This window comes from Bradyrhizobium barranii subsp. apii (assembly GCF_011516635.5).
GTDB classification, from domain to species: Bacteria; Pseudomonadota; Alphaproteobacteria; order Rhizobiales; family Xanthobacteraceae; genus Bradyrhizobium; species Bradyrhizobium barranii.
Genome location: NZ_CP096255.1, coordinates 5,659,150 through 5,675,936 on the forward strand (window position 1 = coordinate 5,659,150; position 16,787 = coordinate 5,675,936).

21 protein-coding genes and 1 pseudogene are annotated in these 16,787 nt (G+C 63.6%); 8 read left to right on the plus strand and 14 right to left on the minus strand.

The annotated features are described in order from the left end of the window. Positions 1–51: 51 nt before the first annotated feature. Entirely contained in the window at positions 52–1,488 is a 1,437-nt protein-coding gene (locus HAP41_RS26930) for an IS701 family transposase (protein WP_166105276.1), read from the minus strand. 224 nt (positions 1,489–1,712) lie between these two features. Next, positions 1,713–3,017, minus strand: coding sequence for an IS701 family transposase (locus HAP41_RS26935; protein ID WP_166065882.1), 1,305 nt, complete (start codon positions 3,015–3,017; stop codon positions 1,713–1,715). Positions 3,018–3,188: 171 nt separating this feature from the next. Here HAP41_RS26935 and HAP41_RS26940 point away from each other — a divergent pair, with 171 nt between their 5' ends. After that, a complete protein-coding gene (locus tag HAP41_RS26940) occupies positions 3,189–4,625 on the plus strand; it encodes an IS701 family transposase (RefSeq protein ID WP_166105276.1) in 1,437 nt (478 codons plus the stop codon). Positions 4,626–4,648: 23 nt separating this feature from the next. On the opposite strand, the pseudogene HAP41_RS26945 reads toward HAP41_RS26940, so the two are convergent. After that, positions 4,649–5,484: pseudogene (locus HAP41_RS26945) on the minus strand (IS5 family transposase). 303 nt (positions 5,485–5,787) lie between these two features. Between HAP41_RS26945 and HAP41_RS26950 the strand changes: the two are divergent. After that, complete coding sequence (locus HAP41_RS26950) at positions 5,788–6,138, plus strand: zinc ribbon domain-containing protein YjdM (RefSeq protein ID WP_135216146.1); 351 nt, start codon at positions 5,788–5,790, stop codon at positions 6,136–6,138. 20 nt (positions 6,139–6,158) lie between these two features. Here HAP41_RS26950 and HAP41_RS26955 read toward each other — a convergent pair whose 3' ends face one another. The 3 genes from HAP41_RS26955 to HAP41_RS26965 form a co-directional block, all read right to left on the minus strand. Then, positions 6,159–6,560 carry a VOC family protein gene (locus tag HAP41_RS26955; protein ID WP_028161191.1) on the minus strand — a complete coding sequence of 134 codons (402 nt, stop codon included), beginning with the start codon at positions 6,558–6,560 and terminating at the stop codon, positions 6,159–6,161. Positions 6,561–6,633: 73 nt separating this feature from the next. Beyond that, positions 6,634–7,554, minus strand: a complete 921-nt coding sequence (locus tag HAP41_RS26960) for a DMT family transporter (RefSeq protein WP_135216145.1) — start codon at positions 7,552–7,554, stop codon at positions 6,634–6,636. Positions 7,555–7,630: 76 nt separating this feature from the next. Then, entirely contained in the window at positions 7,631–8,047 is a 417-nt protein-coding gene (locus tag HAP41_RS26965) for a nuclear transport factor 2 family protein (RefSeq protein WP_224580735.1), read from the minus strand. Positions 8,048–8,169: 122 nt separating this feature from the next. Between HAP41_RS26965 and HAP41_RS26970 the strand changes: the two genes are divergently transcribed. Beyond that, on the plus strand, positions 8,170–8,751 hold the full coding sequence (locus tag HAP41_RS26970; protein WP_028151760.1) for a bifunctional transcriptional activator/DNA repair enzyme AdaA: 582 nt from the start codon (positions 8,170–8,172) through the stop codon (positions 8,749–8,751). 25 nt (positions 8,752–8,776) lie between these two features. On the opposite strand, the gene HAP41_RS26975 is transcribed toward HAP41_RS26970, so the two are convergent. The 3 genes from HAP41_RS26975 to HAP41_RS26985 form a co-directional block, all read right to left on the minus strand. Next, entirely contained in the window at positions 8,777–8,923 is a 147-nt protein-coding gene (locus tag HAP41_RS26975) for a hypothetical protein (RefSeq protein ID WP_166096368.1), read from the minus strand. A 283-nt stretch (positions 8,924–9,206) separates the two neighbouring features. Then, positions 9,207–9,461: a hypothetical protein gene (locus HAP41_RS26980; protein WP_028161188.1), complete on the minus strand. Its 255-nt coding sequence runs from the start codon at positions 9,459–9,461 to the stop codon at positions 9,207–9,209. A 207-nt stretch (positions 9,462–9,668) separates the two neighbouring features. Beyond that, entirely contained in the window at positions 9,669–9,833 is a 165-nt protein-coding gene (locus HAP41_RS26985; RefSeq protein ID WP_166105775.1) for a Flp family type IVb pilin, read from the minus strand. A 307-nt stretch (positions 9,834–10,140) separates the two neighbouring features. Between HAP41_RS26985 and HAP41_RS26990 the strand changes: the two genes are divergently transcribed. Further along, entirely contained in the window at positions 10,141–11,463 is a 1,323-nt protein-coding gene (locus HAP41_RS26990) for a M15 family metallopeptidase domain-containing protein (RefSeq protein WP_166096367.1), read from the plus strand. 5 nt (positions 11,464–11,468) lie between these two features. Here the strand turns inward: HAP41_RS26990 and pdxY are convergent, their stop codons facing one another. The 3 genes from pdxY to HAP41_RS27005 all read right to left on the minus strand — a co-directional run bounded on the left by pdxY (position 11,469) and on the right by HAP41_RS27005 (position 13,825). Beyond that, a complete protein-coding gene (gene pdxY / locus HAP41_RS26995) occupies positions 11,469–12,287 on the minus strand; it encodes a pyridoxal kinase (protein ID WP_135216142.1) in 819 nt (272 codons plus the stop codon). A 153-nt stretch (positions 12,288–12,440) separates the two neighbouring features. Further along, entirely contained in the window at positions 12,441–13,085 is a 645-nt protein-coding gene (locus HAP41_RS27000) for an FMN-binding negative transcriptional regulator (protein ID WP_135216141.1), read from the minus strand. Positions 13,086–13,192: 107 nt separating this feature from the next. Next, on the minus strand, positions 13,193–13,825 hold the full coding sequence (locus tag HAP41_RS27005; protein ID WP_166096366.1) for a TetR/AcrR family transcriptional regulator: 633 nt from the start codon (positions 13,823–13,825) through the stop codon (positions 13,193–13,195). A 97-nt stretch (positions 13,826–13,922) separates the two neighbouring features. On the opposite strand from HAP41_RS27005, the gene HAP41_RS27010 reads away from it, so the two are divergent. From HAP41_RS27010 to HAP41_RS27020, 3 genes are all read left to right on the plus strand, one after another. Further along, positions 13,923–14,588, plus strand: a complete 666-nt coding sequence (locus tag HAP41_RS27010) for an O-methyltransferase (protein WP_166096365.1) — start codon at positions 13,923–13,925, stop codon at positions 14,586–14,588. Positions 14,589–14,810: 222 nt separating this feature from the next. Further along, positions 14,811–15,155 (plus strand): DMT family transporter, encoded by a 345-nt coding sequence (locus tag HAP41_RS27015; RefSeq protein WP_014495640.1) that lies wholly within the window; start codon positions 14,811–14,813, stop codon positions 15,153–15,155. After that, on the plus strand, positions 15,155–15,724 hold the full coding sequence (locus HAP41_RS27020; RefSeq protein ID WP_135216139.1) for a TetR/AcrR family transcriptional regulator: 570 nt from the start codon (positions 15,155–15,157) through the stop codon (positions 15,722–15,724). The genes HAP41_RS27015 and HAP41_RS27020 overlap by 1 nt, the downstream gene beginning before the upstream one ends. A 12-nt stretch (positions 15,725–15,736) precedes the next feature. Here HAP41_RS27020 and HAP41_RS27025 read toward each other — a convergent pair whose 3' ends face one another. After that, positions 15,737–16,054: a hypothetical protein gene (locus HAP41_RS27025; protein ID WP_224580734.1), complete on the minus strand. Its 318-nt coding sequence runs from the start codon at positions 16,052–16,054 to the stop codon at positions 15,737–15,739. A 133-nt stretch (positions 16,055–16,187) separates the two neighbouring features. After that, positions 16,188–16,394, minus strand: coding sequence for a hypothetical protein (locus tag HAP41_RS27030; protein WP_166096363.1), 207 nt, complete (start codon positions 16,392–16,394; stop codon positions 16,188–16,190). Positions 16,395–16,505: 111 nt separating this feature from the next. On the opposite strand from HAP41_RS27030, the gene HAP41_RS27035 reads away from it, so the two are divergent. Further along, positions 16,506–16,784 carry a DUF3551 domain-containing protein gene (locus HAP41_RS27035; protein ID WP_176400468.1) on the plus strand — a complete coding sequence of 93 codons (279 nt, stop codon included), beginning with the start codon at positions 16,506–16,508 and terminating at the stop codon, positions 16,782–16,784. Positions 16,785–16,787: the final 3 nt, after the last annotated feature.

Consider the following 16,787-nt stretch of genomic DNA (forward strand, 5'->3'; position numbering starts at 1 on the left):
TCCGTATGATCAGGACATGGATACCGCGGAATTTTTCCCGAACTCCTAATCTTACTGCGTCACAAACGGTGGTCTGTGAAATGGGCGAACTTGATTGCACAACAAGGACATCTCGACAACGTTCGGACCAGCCCTTGTTCGAGTCGCCGTCGCATCGTCGTGATCGAATTTGGAATGTGACGTTGGGTCCGTAGCGGCAGAACCGCGGGGTCTGTAATCCGCGGAAACGCGAGCGAGCGGGATCGGCCGGGCGCGCCGAGCGCCTGAGGGGGGAAACGCCTCCCGCTCGGAGATCAGGAATCCGAAGGCTGCAATGCACATCGTTGCGTGATGATGAAAGCCGCGCCAGCCGCGTCCCTCGAAGTGGCCAAGCCCGACCTCCTGCTTGAGTTCCTGATAGTCGCGTTCGATGCGCCAGCGCAATTTAGCCGTCTCTACGAGAGTCCGGAATGCCACATCCTCCGGCAATGTCGAGAGCCAGTATTTGGTAGGCTGGTCCTCGCCTTTCGGCCATTCGATCAGCAACCATTCCTCCAACCGCTGGGTGGTTTGCCAATAATCACGGTGCGCGGCACGGACCCGCACGCGGGCAAAGCGCGAGCTCAGCTTTTCGTTCGTTCCTTGCCGCCACGTGATGGTGCGCCAAGCTTTGGCCGGCAGGCCGATCGCGAGCGCTTTAACGGCGGCCGGCCGACGCTGACGGTTGCGGCGCATCAGTTTCGGGGGACGGCCGCGGCCCGACCATGGCTTCGGCGGCAAGGGACCGGTGCCGGGCGCCCATACCGTTGTGCTCGACAGAAGACCCGCCACATAGGTCAATCCCAGCGCCGTGATCTCCGTGCGCAGATCGCTGTTGTTGCCATAGCCCGCGTCCATCAGCACGACACCACGCGGAAGGCCGGTCGCACAGGCCCACCGCAACTGCTCCAGCGCGATCTCCGGCTTGGTCCGGAAGCCGACTTCGGCAGGAATGCCCACCTTGCGCCGCCGATCGCAATCCTCAGTCCATTCCTTCGGAAGATAAAGGCGGTAGGCAACAGGCAGGCTGGCGTGGTGATTGGCAATCGATAATGACACCGCCACCTGGCAATTATCCTGCTTGCCGAGCTGCCCGCAATATTGCCGTGCAACTCCAACCGAATGTCGCCCCTGCTTGGGAAATCCGGTGTCATCGATGATCCAAGCTTCGATCGGGCCCTGGCGTTCGATCGCCGGCAGGACCATCTCTCGTACCTTGCCCAGCACCTTCTCATCCGACCAGGCGCCGCTGCCGACGAAATGCAGCAGCGATTGATGTTGGGCGGCCGTCCGTTCCGGAGCCGTCATCGCCGCCATTGGCTCCACGCTCTTACGACCGCCACAGGCCATGAGGCCGACGCAATAGTCGCGCAGCGGTGCCTTCCGATCAGCATGACCGATGACGCTGGCAAGCCCTTCCAAATACGTCGCAAATCGCATCTCACTGGTCTTGGTGCCACGCCCGCTCATGTAGCCTCCTCGGCTGATGGTCCATGCTTCAACCATCGCTGATTCCGGCCGGATAAAGCCTGCGGTTTTGTGACTCAGTCGTACTAATCTTACTGCGTCATAAATTTCGATAGCCACTTTGACTTGAGAGTGCCCTGATGCAACAAGGGCATCGAGATAGTGTGACGACGAGCGCAGCGCTCAATCTTCGTCGGACGGTCGCAATCGAATTCGGAACGTGTCGTTCAGGCCGCAATGGCGGATCCCCTCGGCCGATAGGTTGCGGGAATAGCAGCTTCCTTGAAGATTTTGGTGGAGGCTGCTTCTGAGGGGGGAATCGTCTCTCGCTCGGAGACTAGAAAACCGTAGGCGGCAATGCACAATGTTGCGTGGTGGTGGAAGCCACGCCAGCTTCGTCCCTCGAAGTGACCAAGGCCAACCTCCTGTTTGAGTTCGTGGTAGTCGCGCTCGATGCGCCAGCGCAGCTTGGCAATATCGACCAGCTGACGAAATCCAATGTTGGCTGCAAGCGTTGAAAACCAATATTTGGTTGGTGCTGCCTCGCCCTCTGGCCACTCGATCAGCAGCCATTCCTCGGGCCGGCTTTCGGCGAGCCAGTAATCTCGATGTGCCGGACGGACGCGCACACGGGCAAACCGCGAAGACAACGGTTCTGCCGTACCCTCACGCCACGTGATCTTGTGCCAAGCATGTGCTGGCAGACCGATCGCAAGCTTCTTGACCGAAATCGGTCGGTGTTTGCTGTCACGCCGTAGCAGTTTCGGAGGTCGTCCGTTCCCCGACCATGCCTTCGGCGGCCGCGGTCCGGTTCCGGGCGCCCATACCGAGGTTTGTGGCAAGATGCCGGCCACGTAGCTCAGGCCCAGTTCGGTAATACTCCCACGCAGAGCGGTGTCGGTGCCGTAGCCGGCGTCCATCAGGACCACGCCGCGCGGCAAGCCCACCGCACAGGCCCAGCGCAAATGATCAAGTGCAATTGCCGGCTTGGTCTTGAAGGTGATTTCCTTGGGGACTCCGGCTTTGCGCCGACGTGTACGGTCCGTCACCCACTCCTTTGGGAGATAGAGCCGATAGGCCACCGGCAAGCTCGCATGATGGTTCGCAAGCGAAAGAGATACGGCCACCTGACAATTGTCTTGCTTGCCCAACTGGCCGCAATATTGCCGCGCAACGCCGACTGAATGCCGCCCCTTCTTGGGAAAGCCCGTATCATCAATGATCCACGCTTCGATCGGCCCGCAGCGTTCGATGCCCGGCAGCACTAACTCACGGACCTTGGCCAACACCTGCTGATCCGACCAGTCACCTTGACCGACTAAATGCAACAACGACTGATGTTGCGCTGCTGTCCGCTCAGGTGCCGTGATTGCCGCCATCGGCTCGACGCTCTTGCGATCGCATGGCATCATCAGCCCGGTACAGTAGTCGCGCAGCGGTTTGGCGCGTCCTGCATGGCCGATCACACTCGCAAGGCCCTCAATATATGCCGAAAACCGCGACGCTACGTCTCCCGATTTTGTCAGACTCATCTCAGCCCCCGCATGACGAAAAGTGAGTCTTCTCAAATATATGATTCCTGTCGACAAGGGCCGCGACACTCTGACTCAGTAAGACTAGAACGACTGAGTCACAAAACCGCAGGCTTTATCCGGCCGGAATCAGCGATGGTTGAAGCATGGACCATCAGCCGAGGAGGCTACATGAGCGGGCGTGGCACCAAGACCAGTGAGATGCGATTTGCGACGTATTTGGAAGGGCTTGCCAGCGTCATCGGTCATGCTGATCGGAAGGCACCGCTGCGCGACTATTGCGTCGGCCTCATGGCCTGTGGCGGTCGTAAGAGCGTGGAGCCAATGGCGGCGATGACGGCTCCGGAACGGACGGCCGCCCAACATCAATCGCTGCTGCATTTCGTCGGCAGCGGCGCCTGGTCGGATGAGAAGGTGCTGGGCAAGGTACGAGAGATGGTCCTGCCGGCGATCGAACGCCAGGGCCCGATCGAAGCTTGGATCATCGATGACACCGGATTTCCCAAGCAGGGGCGACATTCGGTTGGAGTTGCACGGCAATATTGCGGGCAGCTCGGCAAGCAGGATAATTGCCAGGTGGCGGTGTCATTATCGATTGCCAATCACCACGCCAGCCTGCCTGTTGCCTACCGCCTTTATCTTCCGAAGGAATGGACTGAGGATTGCGATCGGCGGCGCAAGGTGGGCATTCCTGCCGAAGTCGGCTTCCGGACCAAGCCGGAGATCGCGCTGGAGCAGTTGCGGTGGGCCTGTGCGACCGGCCTTCCGCGTGGTGTCGTGCTGATGGACGCGGGCTATGGCAACAACAGCGATCTGCGCACGGAGATCACGGCGCTGGGATTGACCTATGTGGCGGGTCTTCTGTCGAGCACAACGGTATGGGCGCCCGGCACCGGTCCCTTGCCGCCGAAGCCATGGTCGGGCCGCGGCCGTCCCCCGAAACTGATGCGCCGCAACCGTCAGCGTCGGCCGGCCGCCGTTAAAGCGCTCGCGATCGGCCTGCCGGCCAAAGCTTGGCGCACCATCACGTGGCGGCAAGGAACGAACGAAAAGCTGAGCTCGCGCTTTGCCCGCGTGCGGGTCCGTGCCGCGCACCGTGATTATTGGCAAACCACCCAGCGGTTGGAGGAATGGTTGCTGATCGAATGGCCGAAAGGCGAGGACCAGCCTACCAAATACTGGCTCTCGACATTGCCGGAGGATGTGGCATTCCGGACTCTCGTAGAGACGGCTAAATTGCGCTGGCGCATCGAACGCGACTATCAGGAACTCAAGCAGGAGGTCGGGCTTGGCCACTTCGAGGGACGCGGCTGGCGCGGCTTTCATCATCACGCAACGATGTGCATTGCAGCCTTCGGATTCCTGATCTCCGAGCGGGAGGCGTTTCCCCCCTCAGGCGCTCGGCGCGCCCGGCCGATCCCGCTCGCTCGCGTTTCCGCGGATTACAGACCCCGCGGTTCTGCCGCTACGGACCCAACGTCACATTCCAAATTCGATCACGACGATGCGACGGCGACTCGAACAAGGGCTGGTCCGAACGTTGTCGAGATGTCCTTGTTGTGCAATCAAGTTCGCCCATTTCACAGACCACCGTTTGTGACGCAGTAAGACTAAGAGTCTGTCCGGAAAGATTACCTTGGATTGCATAGCTTTCGCAGCATGAGTCGGATGGAGGCCAGCTTGAGAAAGGCGAGCGCCCTGTGATTGAAGCATTCCCAATCTTTGGACAGTCTTCGGCATCGCCCGAGCCAGGCAAAGGTACGCTCGACGATCCAGCGTTTGGGCAAGACGACGAAACGGTGAGCCTGATCGGAGCGTTTGACGATTTCGAGGTTCACGCGCTTCAGAGCGCTACGCAGCCCCTTCTGGAAATGTGGCCCTTGATATCCGCCGTCGGCGTAGAGCTTCAGAAGAAAGGGATAGAGGCCGAACAACGTTGCCATCAGGAGCACGCCGCCGTCGCGATCCTGGATGTCCGCCGCATGCACGATGGCGTGCATCAAGAGGCCTTGCGTGTCGACGAGAATGTGCCGCTTCTTGCCCTTGATCTTCTTGCCCGCGTCGTAGCCATGGAGATCATGAGGCCCCCTTTTTCAGCGCTTTTCACGCTCTGGCTATCGATGATGGCGGCGGTGGGAGAAGCCTCGCGCTCGGCCCTTTCGCGACATTCGACATAGAGGGCGTGATGAATTTTATCGAGCGTGCCGTTCCAGCTCCACAGATCGAAGTAGCCATACAGCGTCGAGCGCGGCGGCAGGTCCTTGGGGATCGCGCGCCACTGGCAACCTGTGCTCAGGATGTACATCAGCCCGTTGGCAATCTCGCGCAGGTCCACCGTACGCTTGTTGCCGCCGCGCTTGGCCGGCGGGATGCGAGGCGCGATCAGCGCCCACTCCTCGTCGGTCAAGTCGCTCGGATAGCGCAGGCGGCTGCGGTCGTAGCGTGCACGGTTCTCGGTAGTCCACATTGGCGGCGCGTCCCCATCGAATCAGGCCGCTCACCTTGAATCACAACCGATTCATTCGACTCAACATGTTTTGGAACAGACACTAAGGCTCCGGCACTTCAACCGGGACCGGACGCCATGGTAAAGGATTTGCTCCCAATCCATCTTTTCCGGCGGAATGCGTGCGGCGCGCCCGTGAGAGCGTTTTCGAGCGAAGTGGATACCGGTTCGCGTAAAGAAAACGCGCCAAAACAAAAACCTGGAGCCTTTCCCGTTCCGATTCCATCGGAACGGGAAAGGCTCTAGGGGGTGACGAGGCAAGCAATGACCGAATCGATGAAATGCCCGAACTGTAAGTCGGAGCACGCCTATCAGGACCGCGATCTCTGGGTCTGTCCGGAATGCGCCCATGAATGGCGCGCTGGGGGCGATGCGGCCGCGCCGGCTCCGCAGGAGGCCGGGGTGCGCGATGCGCATGGCAATGCGCTCGCCGATGGCGACAGCGTCATCGTGATGAAGGACCTCAAGGTCAAGGGGTCGTCGTCGGTCGTCAAGGGCGGCACGAAGGTCAGGAACATCCGCCTCCAGGACGCCACCGACGGCCACAACATCGCCTGCAAGATCGACGGCATCGGCGCGATGAATTTGAAATCGGAGTTCGTGAAGAAGGCCTGAGCCGCCCGCGTCCGCTCGCGCTATTCCTCCAGCAGCGCGTCATACCCCTTCGCGCTGAACGCCAGAAGACAAAACCCGTGCCCGAACGGATCGGCCAGCATGGCGATCCGGCCATAGGGCGCATCGCACGCGGGCGCCTCGAGGATCGCACCGGCGGCAAGTGCGCGCGCGACGGCGGCATCGACGTCGTCAACGACGACGTCGATATGCAGCGGCGTCCAGTGCCGCTCGTAGCGGCGGCGGTCGCTGCCCGCGCCCGGTGTGCCGGCCTGCTTGGTCAGAAGATACAGCGGCGCGGGCCAGCCCAGCAGCTCGACGAAGTCGGTGCCGAAACGGCGGCCGACCGTGAGGCCGAAGGCGGCGGTGTAGAAGGTGGTCGCTTGCGCTGCGTCGGGAACGTCGATGTTGAGCAGGATGGTCATGACGGGCAGCGTAACCCGGACGGAGCGGACGCATAATCCGGAATCTTGCCGCACCTCCGGTCGCGCTATGCGATCACCGCTGCCGCTGCGCCAGATAGAACCCGCACAGCACCGTGACCAGACCCGCCACCTGCAACATCGTCGGCGGCTCGCCGAGCAGCAGCCAACCGACCAGGAGCGTCAGCGCCGGCACGCAGGCCGGGATCACGGCGGCGCGGGCGACGCCGAGGCGCTGGACCGAGACGGCGAACAGATAAAGCGCGGCGGGGCCGGCGAGCACGCCCTGCGCCAGCGCCTGAATGGCATTCTCGGTCACACCGATCGCCGCGACATGGGCGAGACCGACGGTGGCGAGATAGATCGGCAACAGCAGCAGCGACAGCACGTTGATGACGAGCGCGGCCGACACGGCGGAGACGCGCCAGTGCCGCAGCAGCGCGCCAAAACCGGCGAACATGAATCCGGTGAGCACGAAGGTCAGATCGCCGAGCACACCATCAGACCCGATATGGCCGATCGATTCCGCGCCGATCACGCAGAGGCCGCCGACGATGACCAGGGCGCCGGCAAGGCGCGACGCGGAGATGTGCTCCTTCAGCACGACTGCCGCGAGCAGGAGGCCGCCGAGCGTCGCGCAGGAGGGCTGGATCACGCTGCCGTGGCCGAGCGGCACGAACAGGAATCCAGTGTAGGAGATCAGCGACATCACGGGACCGCCGAGCACCATCAGCACAAGGCCCCTGCCCCAGCCGATGCCGCAGAGATCACCGATGCCGGCGCGCGCGACCAGCGGCAGGAACGCGATGCCCGACCAGACATAGCGATGCACGAGCAGATCGACCGGGGTGAAACCGACCTTGAGGCCGTGCCGCGTGCCGGCAAAGCCCAGCGCCCAGAACAGCGCAGCCGACAGGCCGCAGATGACGCCGAGTAACGCCGGCGCCGCATCGTTCTTCTGAATGAGAGCGTCAGCGCCGCTCGTTCGCTGATCCATCGACAAGCCTTATGTCAGCGCGTGAGCCGCCTCAACCCACGCCGTTGCAGGTCTGGCACGCAGCGTAGCCCAACCATCATGCCTCCTCGCCGAACACCATCTGCCATCCGTTGCGCGTGTCCATGTATTCCCGCACTTCGCGAATACGGTCCCCGGCCACCGTGAACACGAAGCAATAGTCGTTCTCGTAGGGCTTGCCGCCCGCAAGCGTGGCACGCATCCGCTCCTCCACGATCACGACATCGCCGTCGGCGTAGACGCCGCGGAAGGCGATATCGATCTCGGAAAACATCCTGTGCATCTCCTGCGCGATGAAGCGCGCGATCGCTTGCGCGCCCACCATGTGATCGGTGTGATCGAGCGCGACGGCGGTGGCGTTGCCCTTCGGCGCGATCCATTCGGCATCGTCGGTGAACAGTGCGGCGATGCGGCCGGCATCGCGCGACGAGAAGGTCTTCCAGGCGTTGAGAACGATGTCTTTCGGGCTGGTCACGGCGCGCTCCAGAACTGGCATTGAGGGGGCTTGCATCGAGGGCCGCCTTCTAGGCCACCATGCGCGTTGCGGCTCGCCACAATCGGACTCGGTCATCCCGCGGCCCTTCCGCCCGCGCGGGCATGCGCTATCATCCGGCCATGCTGAGTTTTGACGACTGCAACGCCGCGCGCCTGCGCAGGGATCCCCGCTATGACGGCCGCTTCTTCACCGCAGTGAAGACCACGGGCATCTATTGCCGCCCGGTCTGTCCGGCCAAGCAGCCGCTGACGCGCAACGTCGTCTATTACCCCACGGCGGCCGCGGCCGAAGCCTCGGGATTCCGGCCCTGCCTGCGCTGCCGTCCCGAAACCGCGCCGTTCTGCCCGGCCTGGAACGGCACGCGTTCGACGGTCGCGCGCGCGGTGAAGCTGATCAACGAGGGCGCGCTCGATGAAGATTCGGTGGTGACGCTCGCGATGCGGCTCGGCATCTCCTCGCGTCACCTGGCGCGCTTGTTCGAGCGCCATGTCGGCGCGACGCCGCAGCAGCTTGCCAAGACGCTGCGCGTCCAGCGCGCAAAACGCCTGCTCGATGCTGGTGAACACACCATGACCGACATCGCGTTTCAGGCCGGCTTCGGCAGCTTGCGCAGATTCAACGCCGCGTTCGCCGAGCTCTATGGAAGATCGCCGTCCAGCCTGCGCTCATCGAAGCATGCGTAGCCCGCATCGAGCTGCGCAAGTTCGCTCAGAAAAATCCGGGGCTGAGATCGAGCCCATAGGTCAGGCTCAGCACGAACACGAACAGCGCGGCGGCTGCGAACAATGCAATATGTCTGAGAATAAACGCGCGCGGCGAGGTGGTGGCAATAACTGCTTTTTGCGCAACGGGCATGACGGCTCCATTATGAAAACGGTTTTTGGCCGCCACTAAGCGGCGCCCGCATCAGGCGCCGCGATCTGCAAAGCAACTATTAAAGAGATCACACTCGTCTTGAACGGCCGTCCACAATCGGCGCGCGACGGCGGTTTTTCTTGCCGCGACTTTCTCAACCCGCGCACGGCCGCGCCAGAACGTGGCTCGCTTCTCAAAAAAAAGACCGCGCTCCTGAAAGGGAACGCGGTCCATGCAGGCTCGGGAGGAGACGAGCCTGTTTCATGTCTTCAAGCGATTGAGATCAGCGGGCCGTGCCCGTCGTGACGTCCGCGGTCTTGACCTTGCGCGGCGTCAGCACGCGGGCCTGGTGGACCGAAGCGACCGTGGTCGGCACGGTTGCCTGCTGCTCGACATGCGCGGCACCAAGCACGCGCACCTGCAGGGGGGAGACCGGGAAACCGTTGGCCTCATAGGTCGGCAGCTCGGCGGCGAAGGCCGCAGTGCTGCCCGCGATCGTCAGGATGGCGGCGGCGATCGACAGAGTCTTCTTGTTCATTGGTGATGCTCCTGAGTGGAAGGTTCGGAGCACATTTAAGCGCGTTTTGCTGCATTGCGACATGCTCTGTTGCATTGCAATAGCGCGCCCTCTGCATGGCAATATGTTTAATGCGCACAAGCGCTTGGTCGAATCCCCGCCGGACGCGACATGACGCTTTTATGGGCGGCGGTCAGGCACCGAGCACATGCCCCGCGTCCACGCGGCTTATTTCAACGCCGTCGCCAGCGATTGCAGCTTTGCGACGAGATTGGTGCCGAGCGCATAGATGATCTCGATGATCGCCAGCGCGATACCGGCTGCAATCAGACCGTATTCGATCGCGGTGGCGCCGGATTCATCGGCGGCAAATTCGATCAACAGGCATTTCAATTTCACAACTCGCATCCTTCCAACTCTACCGCACGTTGCCGGCACGGGAGAGATACCAAGTCGCAATCCAAGATTGAGTAAATTCAATCCCTTCAATTTGATGACAATGAATGGCTGCCGCTTTTCAGCCACTTGCCGCCCCTGAAACCGCAGGGAATTCGCGTTGCGCCTCTGCAACACCCGCCCGAAAAGACCCATTTCGCCCATTTGCGCCATTGCGCCGCCACACCATCCTCCGAACAATTGACGCGTCGCGTGCCTGGCTGTGCAAGATTGGTTCGAACAGAACCGTTTGGAGGCAGGGATCATGAATGATCGGCGGTCTCTTCTGGTGGCGGTCTCGTGCCCCTCGGCCGTTCTCGCCGGCTGGCTGGTGCTCTCCCTGTCCGCCTACGCTCCGGCCCTCATCGAGAAAAGCAGCGCCAATGCTGCCGCCGTGTCGCGCGCGAAAGATCTTGGCCGGCTCGAGCTCGCCGACGTCCCGCATGCCGCGGCCATCGAGGATGGCATCGCCCTGACCGCCGATATCGCGGCCGCTGTCGCTGCGACGCCGAATCCGGATCCGGCCCCCGAGGCCGCAACAGCCGAGACGCCCGCCGCCGTCATCAAGCTCGCCTCGGCCGATCCGGCCCTGATCTTGCCGGCGGAAGCGCCGCCGGCGCTACAGATTTCGCCTGGACCGGCGCCCGTCCTCAGCGAGGCTGCACCAGCAGAGGCCGCACCGGCGCCGGAGCCCGTGGTCAAACTCGCCTCCGCCGATCCCACCGAGATCGTGACGACAGATGAGCTGTCGCCCGCGGCGATCGCGACCGGCCCAGCGCCTGCCGCGAGCAAGCCGTCGCCGCCGGCCGACACCGTCGCCGTGCTCGATGAGTGCTTTGTCATGGACGCCTGCATCGACCGCTATCTGTGGACGCTCTATCAGCGCACCGCGAAGGAGGATTCGATCAAGGTCGAGGACCGCCGCCCCGTCACCATCAAGCGCAGGGGCAAGATGGTCACGGTGATGCGCAGCTTCACAAAGCTGGTCGATCAGGATTTTGGCTGGAAGGATCCGAAAGCGGCCGATCGCGCCAGCATGCCGATGATGGATTACGTCATCGGCGGCATGGACAAGAGCTTCAAGCGAAAGCTGTTTCGCATGCTGCTCGCAGCCGAGGCCGCCGGCCTGTCGCCGGGCATCACCAGCGCGTTCCGCGACGACTACCGCCAGTCGATCGCGAGCGGCCTGAAGGCCGCCTCCGACCGCTCCTATCATGGCGGCAGCACGCGCGGTGGCTACGGCCACGGCATGGCGGCCGACATCGTCAGCACCCAGGGCAACAACCGCGCGCAGCGCTGGGTCTCGACCGAAATCCTGTGGAAGTGGGTTGACGCCAACGGCAAGGCATTCGGCATTGGCCGGCCCTATCTCGGCCGCGATCCGCCGCATGTCGGCCCGGTCGACGGCCAGGAATACATCTCGAAGCGTGGCACGGGAGATCGCAAGGAAGCGACCAACGTGAGGTCCAAGAAGGTGATGCGGGCCGCGGCCCACGCAAAGCTGCGAAAGACACACGCCGCGCGCGAGCAGAAGAGTTTGGCCAAGCCGCAGAAGTCGGCGCAATCGGCCGGCAAGCGCGCGACCTGACCCTGTTACGGCTTCCGCCCGGGGATCGGCAGCGGTACGAGGCGCATCTCGGCGGTGCCTGCGTCTTGCGTGCGCACCAGCACCGCAAAGATGGTTTCGACCGCAAGCCGCACCGCCGCCTGCATCGCCTTGCCCTTGGCCAGATGCGCCGCAATCAGGCCGGTAAGGAGATCGCCGGTGCCTGAGGGGCGGATCGGCAACCGCGGCGTCGCAAAGCGCGACAGCTGGCCGTCGGCGCACAGGATCGTCTCCACCTGCCCTTCTGCCGTGTCGGCGAGCGTGCAGCCAGTAGCGACGACATCGATGCGACGTTGCCCCGCCAGCGCCGCGCAGGCCGTGCGCAGGCTCTGAGTGTCCGCGATCGTGACGCCCGACAGCAGCTCGAGCTCGAACTGGTTCGGCGTGGTCAGGTTGGCGGCCGGCAGCAGCCGGTGCTGCACCACGTCCAGAATGCCGTCGGCAACATAGACGCGGCCGTCATCGCCGATCACGGGATCGCAGAGATAGACCAGCTTCGAATTCCGCGTCAGCGCCCGCTCGACGAAGTCGGCGGTCACAGCCGCGTTGCCAGGCGAGCCGAGATAGCCGGTGACGAGCACCGCGGCCTCATCGACGAGGTCGCGCTCCTCGACGCCTTTGAGGAGATCGGCGACGAGCTCGGTCTCCAGCACCCGCCCGCGCAACGTCGGATAACGCGGATGGTTCGACAGCAGCGTCGTCGGCACCGCCGCGACGTTCACGCCCTCCGCCTGCATGGCAAAGGCCGCCGCGCTGTTGCCGACATGGCCGTGAACCACCTGGCTTTGAATGGAGATGACGAGCATTGAGAGGTCCGTAGGGTCAAATACTGGATGACGCAAGGTAGCCCGGATCGAGCGAAGCGTAAGCCGGGGTCTGAGATTCCAGCATGATTCCCGGATTGCGCGGAGCCTGTCATCGGGCGGCCGCTTCGCGCCGACCCGTTGGCTCCATCCGGGCTACGGGACAACGCCATACCCCAGCCCCGGCCGCAGCGCCTGCATCTTCCGCGCCAGCCGCCGGTGCCCCGTCTCCTCCGACCGCGCCAGCCGGTCGGCGACCGCGATATGGTCCGCATCGCTCTTGTGCTGATTGAGCTTGGCCTGCCCCTCGACGGTGTCGACCACGAGATCGACGACCCGGATCGCAGCCAGCATGCTCTCGCGCTTGCCCGGCTCCATTTGCGCGAGGTCCCAGGGCTGCTTCGGCAACCGTGCCTCGGACACCGCAAGCAGCGCATCGCCATGCCCGCGGTTCTCGTCCAGTTCGCGCAGATGCGCCACGCCCGACAGGTGCACGGCCTCGTAGAGCCAGGTCGAGACATTGTCGCGCGAAGAGTACCAGTCGTTGGAGATGTAGGCGTCGTCGCCGGCAACGATCAGCAGGAAGCGCCGCGTGCCGTCTGCGAGCGACACGAGCGGATTCTTGGCGGTGAAATGGATCTGCACGATCACCTGCCCGTTGCGCTCGACCAGCACGAACGGCACATGCGAGGCCCGCGGACCGTGCTCGTCCGCCGCGACGATCATGCCGAAGCCGCGTTGCCCGGCAAATTCCAGCGCACGCTGCTCCTCGATGCGAAACTGGGGGCGAAGCACATGCATGGCACGGGTCTCAATGGCTCGAATAGGGAATGGCGAGCGAAGGCTAACCCACCAGCCGGCAAGATCTGAAGAATAATCGGCCCGCAAACGCCGATGTCAGCAATGCCTCAGCGCCGCGCCAGCGTCGCAAGATAGGCGCAGAACATGTCGGCCATGGCATCGGCATAGGCTGCGATCTCCGTCTCGCTCCGCGTCTCTTCCGAAAAACTCTTGCCGACCTCGCTCAGCGTCGCCGTGATCAGCTCGCCGGCAAGGATACGCGTCGTATCCGAGGCTTTCGGCAGCGCCTCCCGCATGAACCCGGCGACGATCCCCTCGCCGGCTGCCCGGGCGTCCTGCGCCTCGGGCGCGTCGCGATACAGCGGTGCAGCGTCACTGAGCGCGACGCGGATGGCGGCCTCCTCGCACTCGGAACGAATAAAGGCATGGACCAGCGCGCGCAGCCGCGTCGGCGGCGGCTTCGTCGGGTCCGCCAAAATGCCGCGCAGAAGCTCGCTTGTGCTCCGCCACTCATCGCTCTGGAGACGGAACAGAATCGCCGCCTTGTTCGGAAAGTATTGGTAGAGCGATCCGACGCTCACACCGGCCCGCTCGGCCACCCGTGCCGTGGTGAAACGCTGCGCCCCTTCCTTTGCCAGGACCTGAACAGCGGCATCCAGAATGGCGGCCACCAGCCCGCTCGATCGGGCCTGTTGCGGCTGTTTTCGTGAGGAAATTGAACGGCTTCGGCGATCGGCCATGGCGTGCTCGGGCAATGCGAATAGGAAATGCGACGAATTAGTCGTATCTCAATCCCTGCGCAAGCACGCGCTTCTTCGCGAACTCCGGAGACATCAAATGACCACCCCGACCATCACAACGCTTGCGCCGCTGCTGGATCGCCTGTTTGACGAGGCTGAAGCGGCCAGGGGCGCAACACATGCCGCCGTCGCCGATTTGTCCGACGCAGACCGGGCGCGGATGATGCGGAGCAAGACCGATTACCGCGACCTCTACGGACGCTTGAAGGACGCACCGCTCGCGGTCTCGCGCGAGACAGGTCACCTGCTCTACATGCTGGCGCGCAGTTCGCGCGCCAAGGCGATCGTCGAGTTCGGGACCTCCTTCGGCATCTCGACCCTGCACCTTGCCGCAGGCTTGCGCGACAATGGCGGCGGCCGCCTCATCACCAGCGAGTTCGAGCCGTCCAAGGCGGCGCGGGCGCGGGACAATCTTTCGGCTGGTGGGCTGATCGATCTCGTCGAAATCCGCGAGGGCGATGCGCTGAAGACGCTCAGCGCCGATCTGCCCGACACGATCGACCTCGTGCTGCTCGACGGCGCCAAGGCGCTCTACCCGGAGATCCTCGATCTGGTCGAAGGCCATCTCGAGCCGGGCGCGATCATCGTCGCCGACAATGCCGACGACAGCCCTGACTACCTCGCGCGCGTACGCGGGCCCGCAAGCGGCTACATGTCCACGCCCTTCGCCGAAGACGTCGAGCTCTCCGTGCGGATCAGCTGACGTTGCATAAAATCGACACTCTGAGCCGTCGTGCGATCTGTCGCGCGGCGACTTCGTCTTCTCGGCGAAACAGCCAAAACTCCGGCAAACCGCCGCCAACAGGCTCCGCCCTGTCGCAGGCTCGTCACTCACACGTGATACCTCCACCCGCCAAAAGCCATGTTTCGCGTGCTAAACATACCTACCGCGCGGTATCTTTCGCGTCCCCATCCCGAGCCGGCCATGACCTCCGCCTTCAATGCCTACGCAGCGCTTGCCCTCGCCATCGTCTTCGAGGTGACCGCGTCCGCCTTCCTGCAGCAGTCCGCGCAGTTCACGCGGCCATGGCCGACGCTGGCCATGGTGCTGTTCTACGTCGCCTCGTTCTACGCGCTGTCGGTGGCGATCCGGGTCATTCCGCTCAGCATCGCCTATGCGATCTGGGGCGGCGTCGGCATCATCCTGACCGCCACCGTCTCCTTCGTGCTGTTCCGCCAGATGCTGGACGCCGCGGCCTTCGTCGGCATCGGGCTGATCGTGTCAGGGGTCGTGGTCATCAACCTGTTCTCGCAAACGACGGCGCATTGATGCCGGCCAGCGCCTACTCCCGCGCCAAGCAGCCCGAGCAGGTCCGGCGCGCCCTGCTCGACCATGCCGCGGCGATCGCCATGGATCACGGCGTATCGGGGATCACGGTGCAGGCGGTGGCGGCGGCGGCCGGCGTCACCAAGGGCGGGCTGTTTCATCATTTCGGCAGCAAGCAGGCGCTGATCGAGGGCCTGTTCGCCGATCTCCTCGGCCGCGTCGATGCCGAGATCGACGCCGCTATCGAAGCCGACCCGAAGCCGCGCGGCAGCTTTACGCGGGCCTATGTCAATGCGGTCTTCACCGGCAAGGCCTTCGGCTTTGCGACGCCCTGGGCGGCGCTGAGCATGGTCGTGGTCACAGATCCGTCCCTGCGCCGGCTCTGGAACGACTGGATGAAGGCGCGCCTGAAGCGTCACGGTACGACCGACACAGCGCCCGAACTCCACGTCGTACGCCTCGCCGCCGACGGCGCCTGGCTGTCCTACATCACGACGGGACAGACGCGCATGGGCGCGGACTTGCGTGCCGTGCACGACCGCCTGATCGCACAGACCTATCGGCGCGGATAACCGGAACGACGGCTATTGGCTCTGCACTGCCTTGGGCGGACGCGGCGCGGATTTGGCCGGCTTTGCACCGGACTTGGCCGCCGCGCGCGGCGGCGGTTCGTCGACGGACACCAGATAGGCGGCGAGCGCCTTGGCGGAGTCGGCGCTGGTTACGTAATGGTCCTTCAGGAACCAGGCGAGCGTCAGGCTAAAGCGCCCTTTCGCCAATCCCCGCGGGCTGCGATGGCAGGTCGCGCAGCCGTCCGCGAAGAGCTTTGCGGCCGGCTTGCCGGCATCGAGGTTTTGCGCGGACGCGACCGTCACCGTCAGCGCCGCGGCTGCGAGAGTCACCAAAGGCGCGATCACGTCGCGCCCCGGTCGAAACAGCGAAATCAATGTCGTCCCCTAGAGCGTTTTCGAGCGAAGTGGATTCCGGTTCGCGTAAAGAAAACGCGTCAAAAGAAGAATCGGCCCCGTCGCGCGGTCACGCCGCCGATAGCTGATCGAATTCGGGCGGAGTGTAGGCCTTGCCGTCCGGGTCGGTGATGACGACCTTCCATCCCTCGCTCGCCCATACTTTTGCCTTCGCCACGATGAGCAACCGGCTCTCGCGGGCAAAACTGCACTTCTCATTGTCGCGTTCTGCGACCATCTTATAGGCCAATGCGCATCCCCTTGCGTCGTCCTGCACCCGCTCCCTCGTGGCAGCGGGCTTTGGCGGCAATTCGCCGGGAGCGTGGCAATTTGGTGCCATCGACGGCAGCATTGTGCCCTGATTCCAACTGAGCGACGGAGATTGATCGTGCGCAGCATCAGAAATGCGATTCTGCTTGTCGCGGGCTTGCCTGGCGTGGCGCTGCTTGCCACCGCACCTGCGCGGGCGCAGACCTACGATCCGCGCTATCCCGTCTGCATCGAGATCTACACCATCGACGGCAGCAGCATCGATTGCAGCTTCACGTCGATCGCGCAGTGCGCCGCGACTGCTTCCGGGCAGTCCGCCCAGTGCTACGCCAACCCTTATGCCCTGCGGAGCCGGCCACCGGGCCCGGGTCCATCGCCGCCGCGACGGAACCGTTAAGGG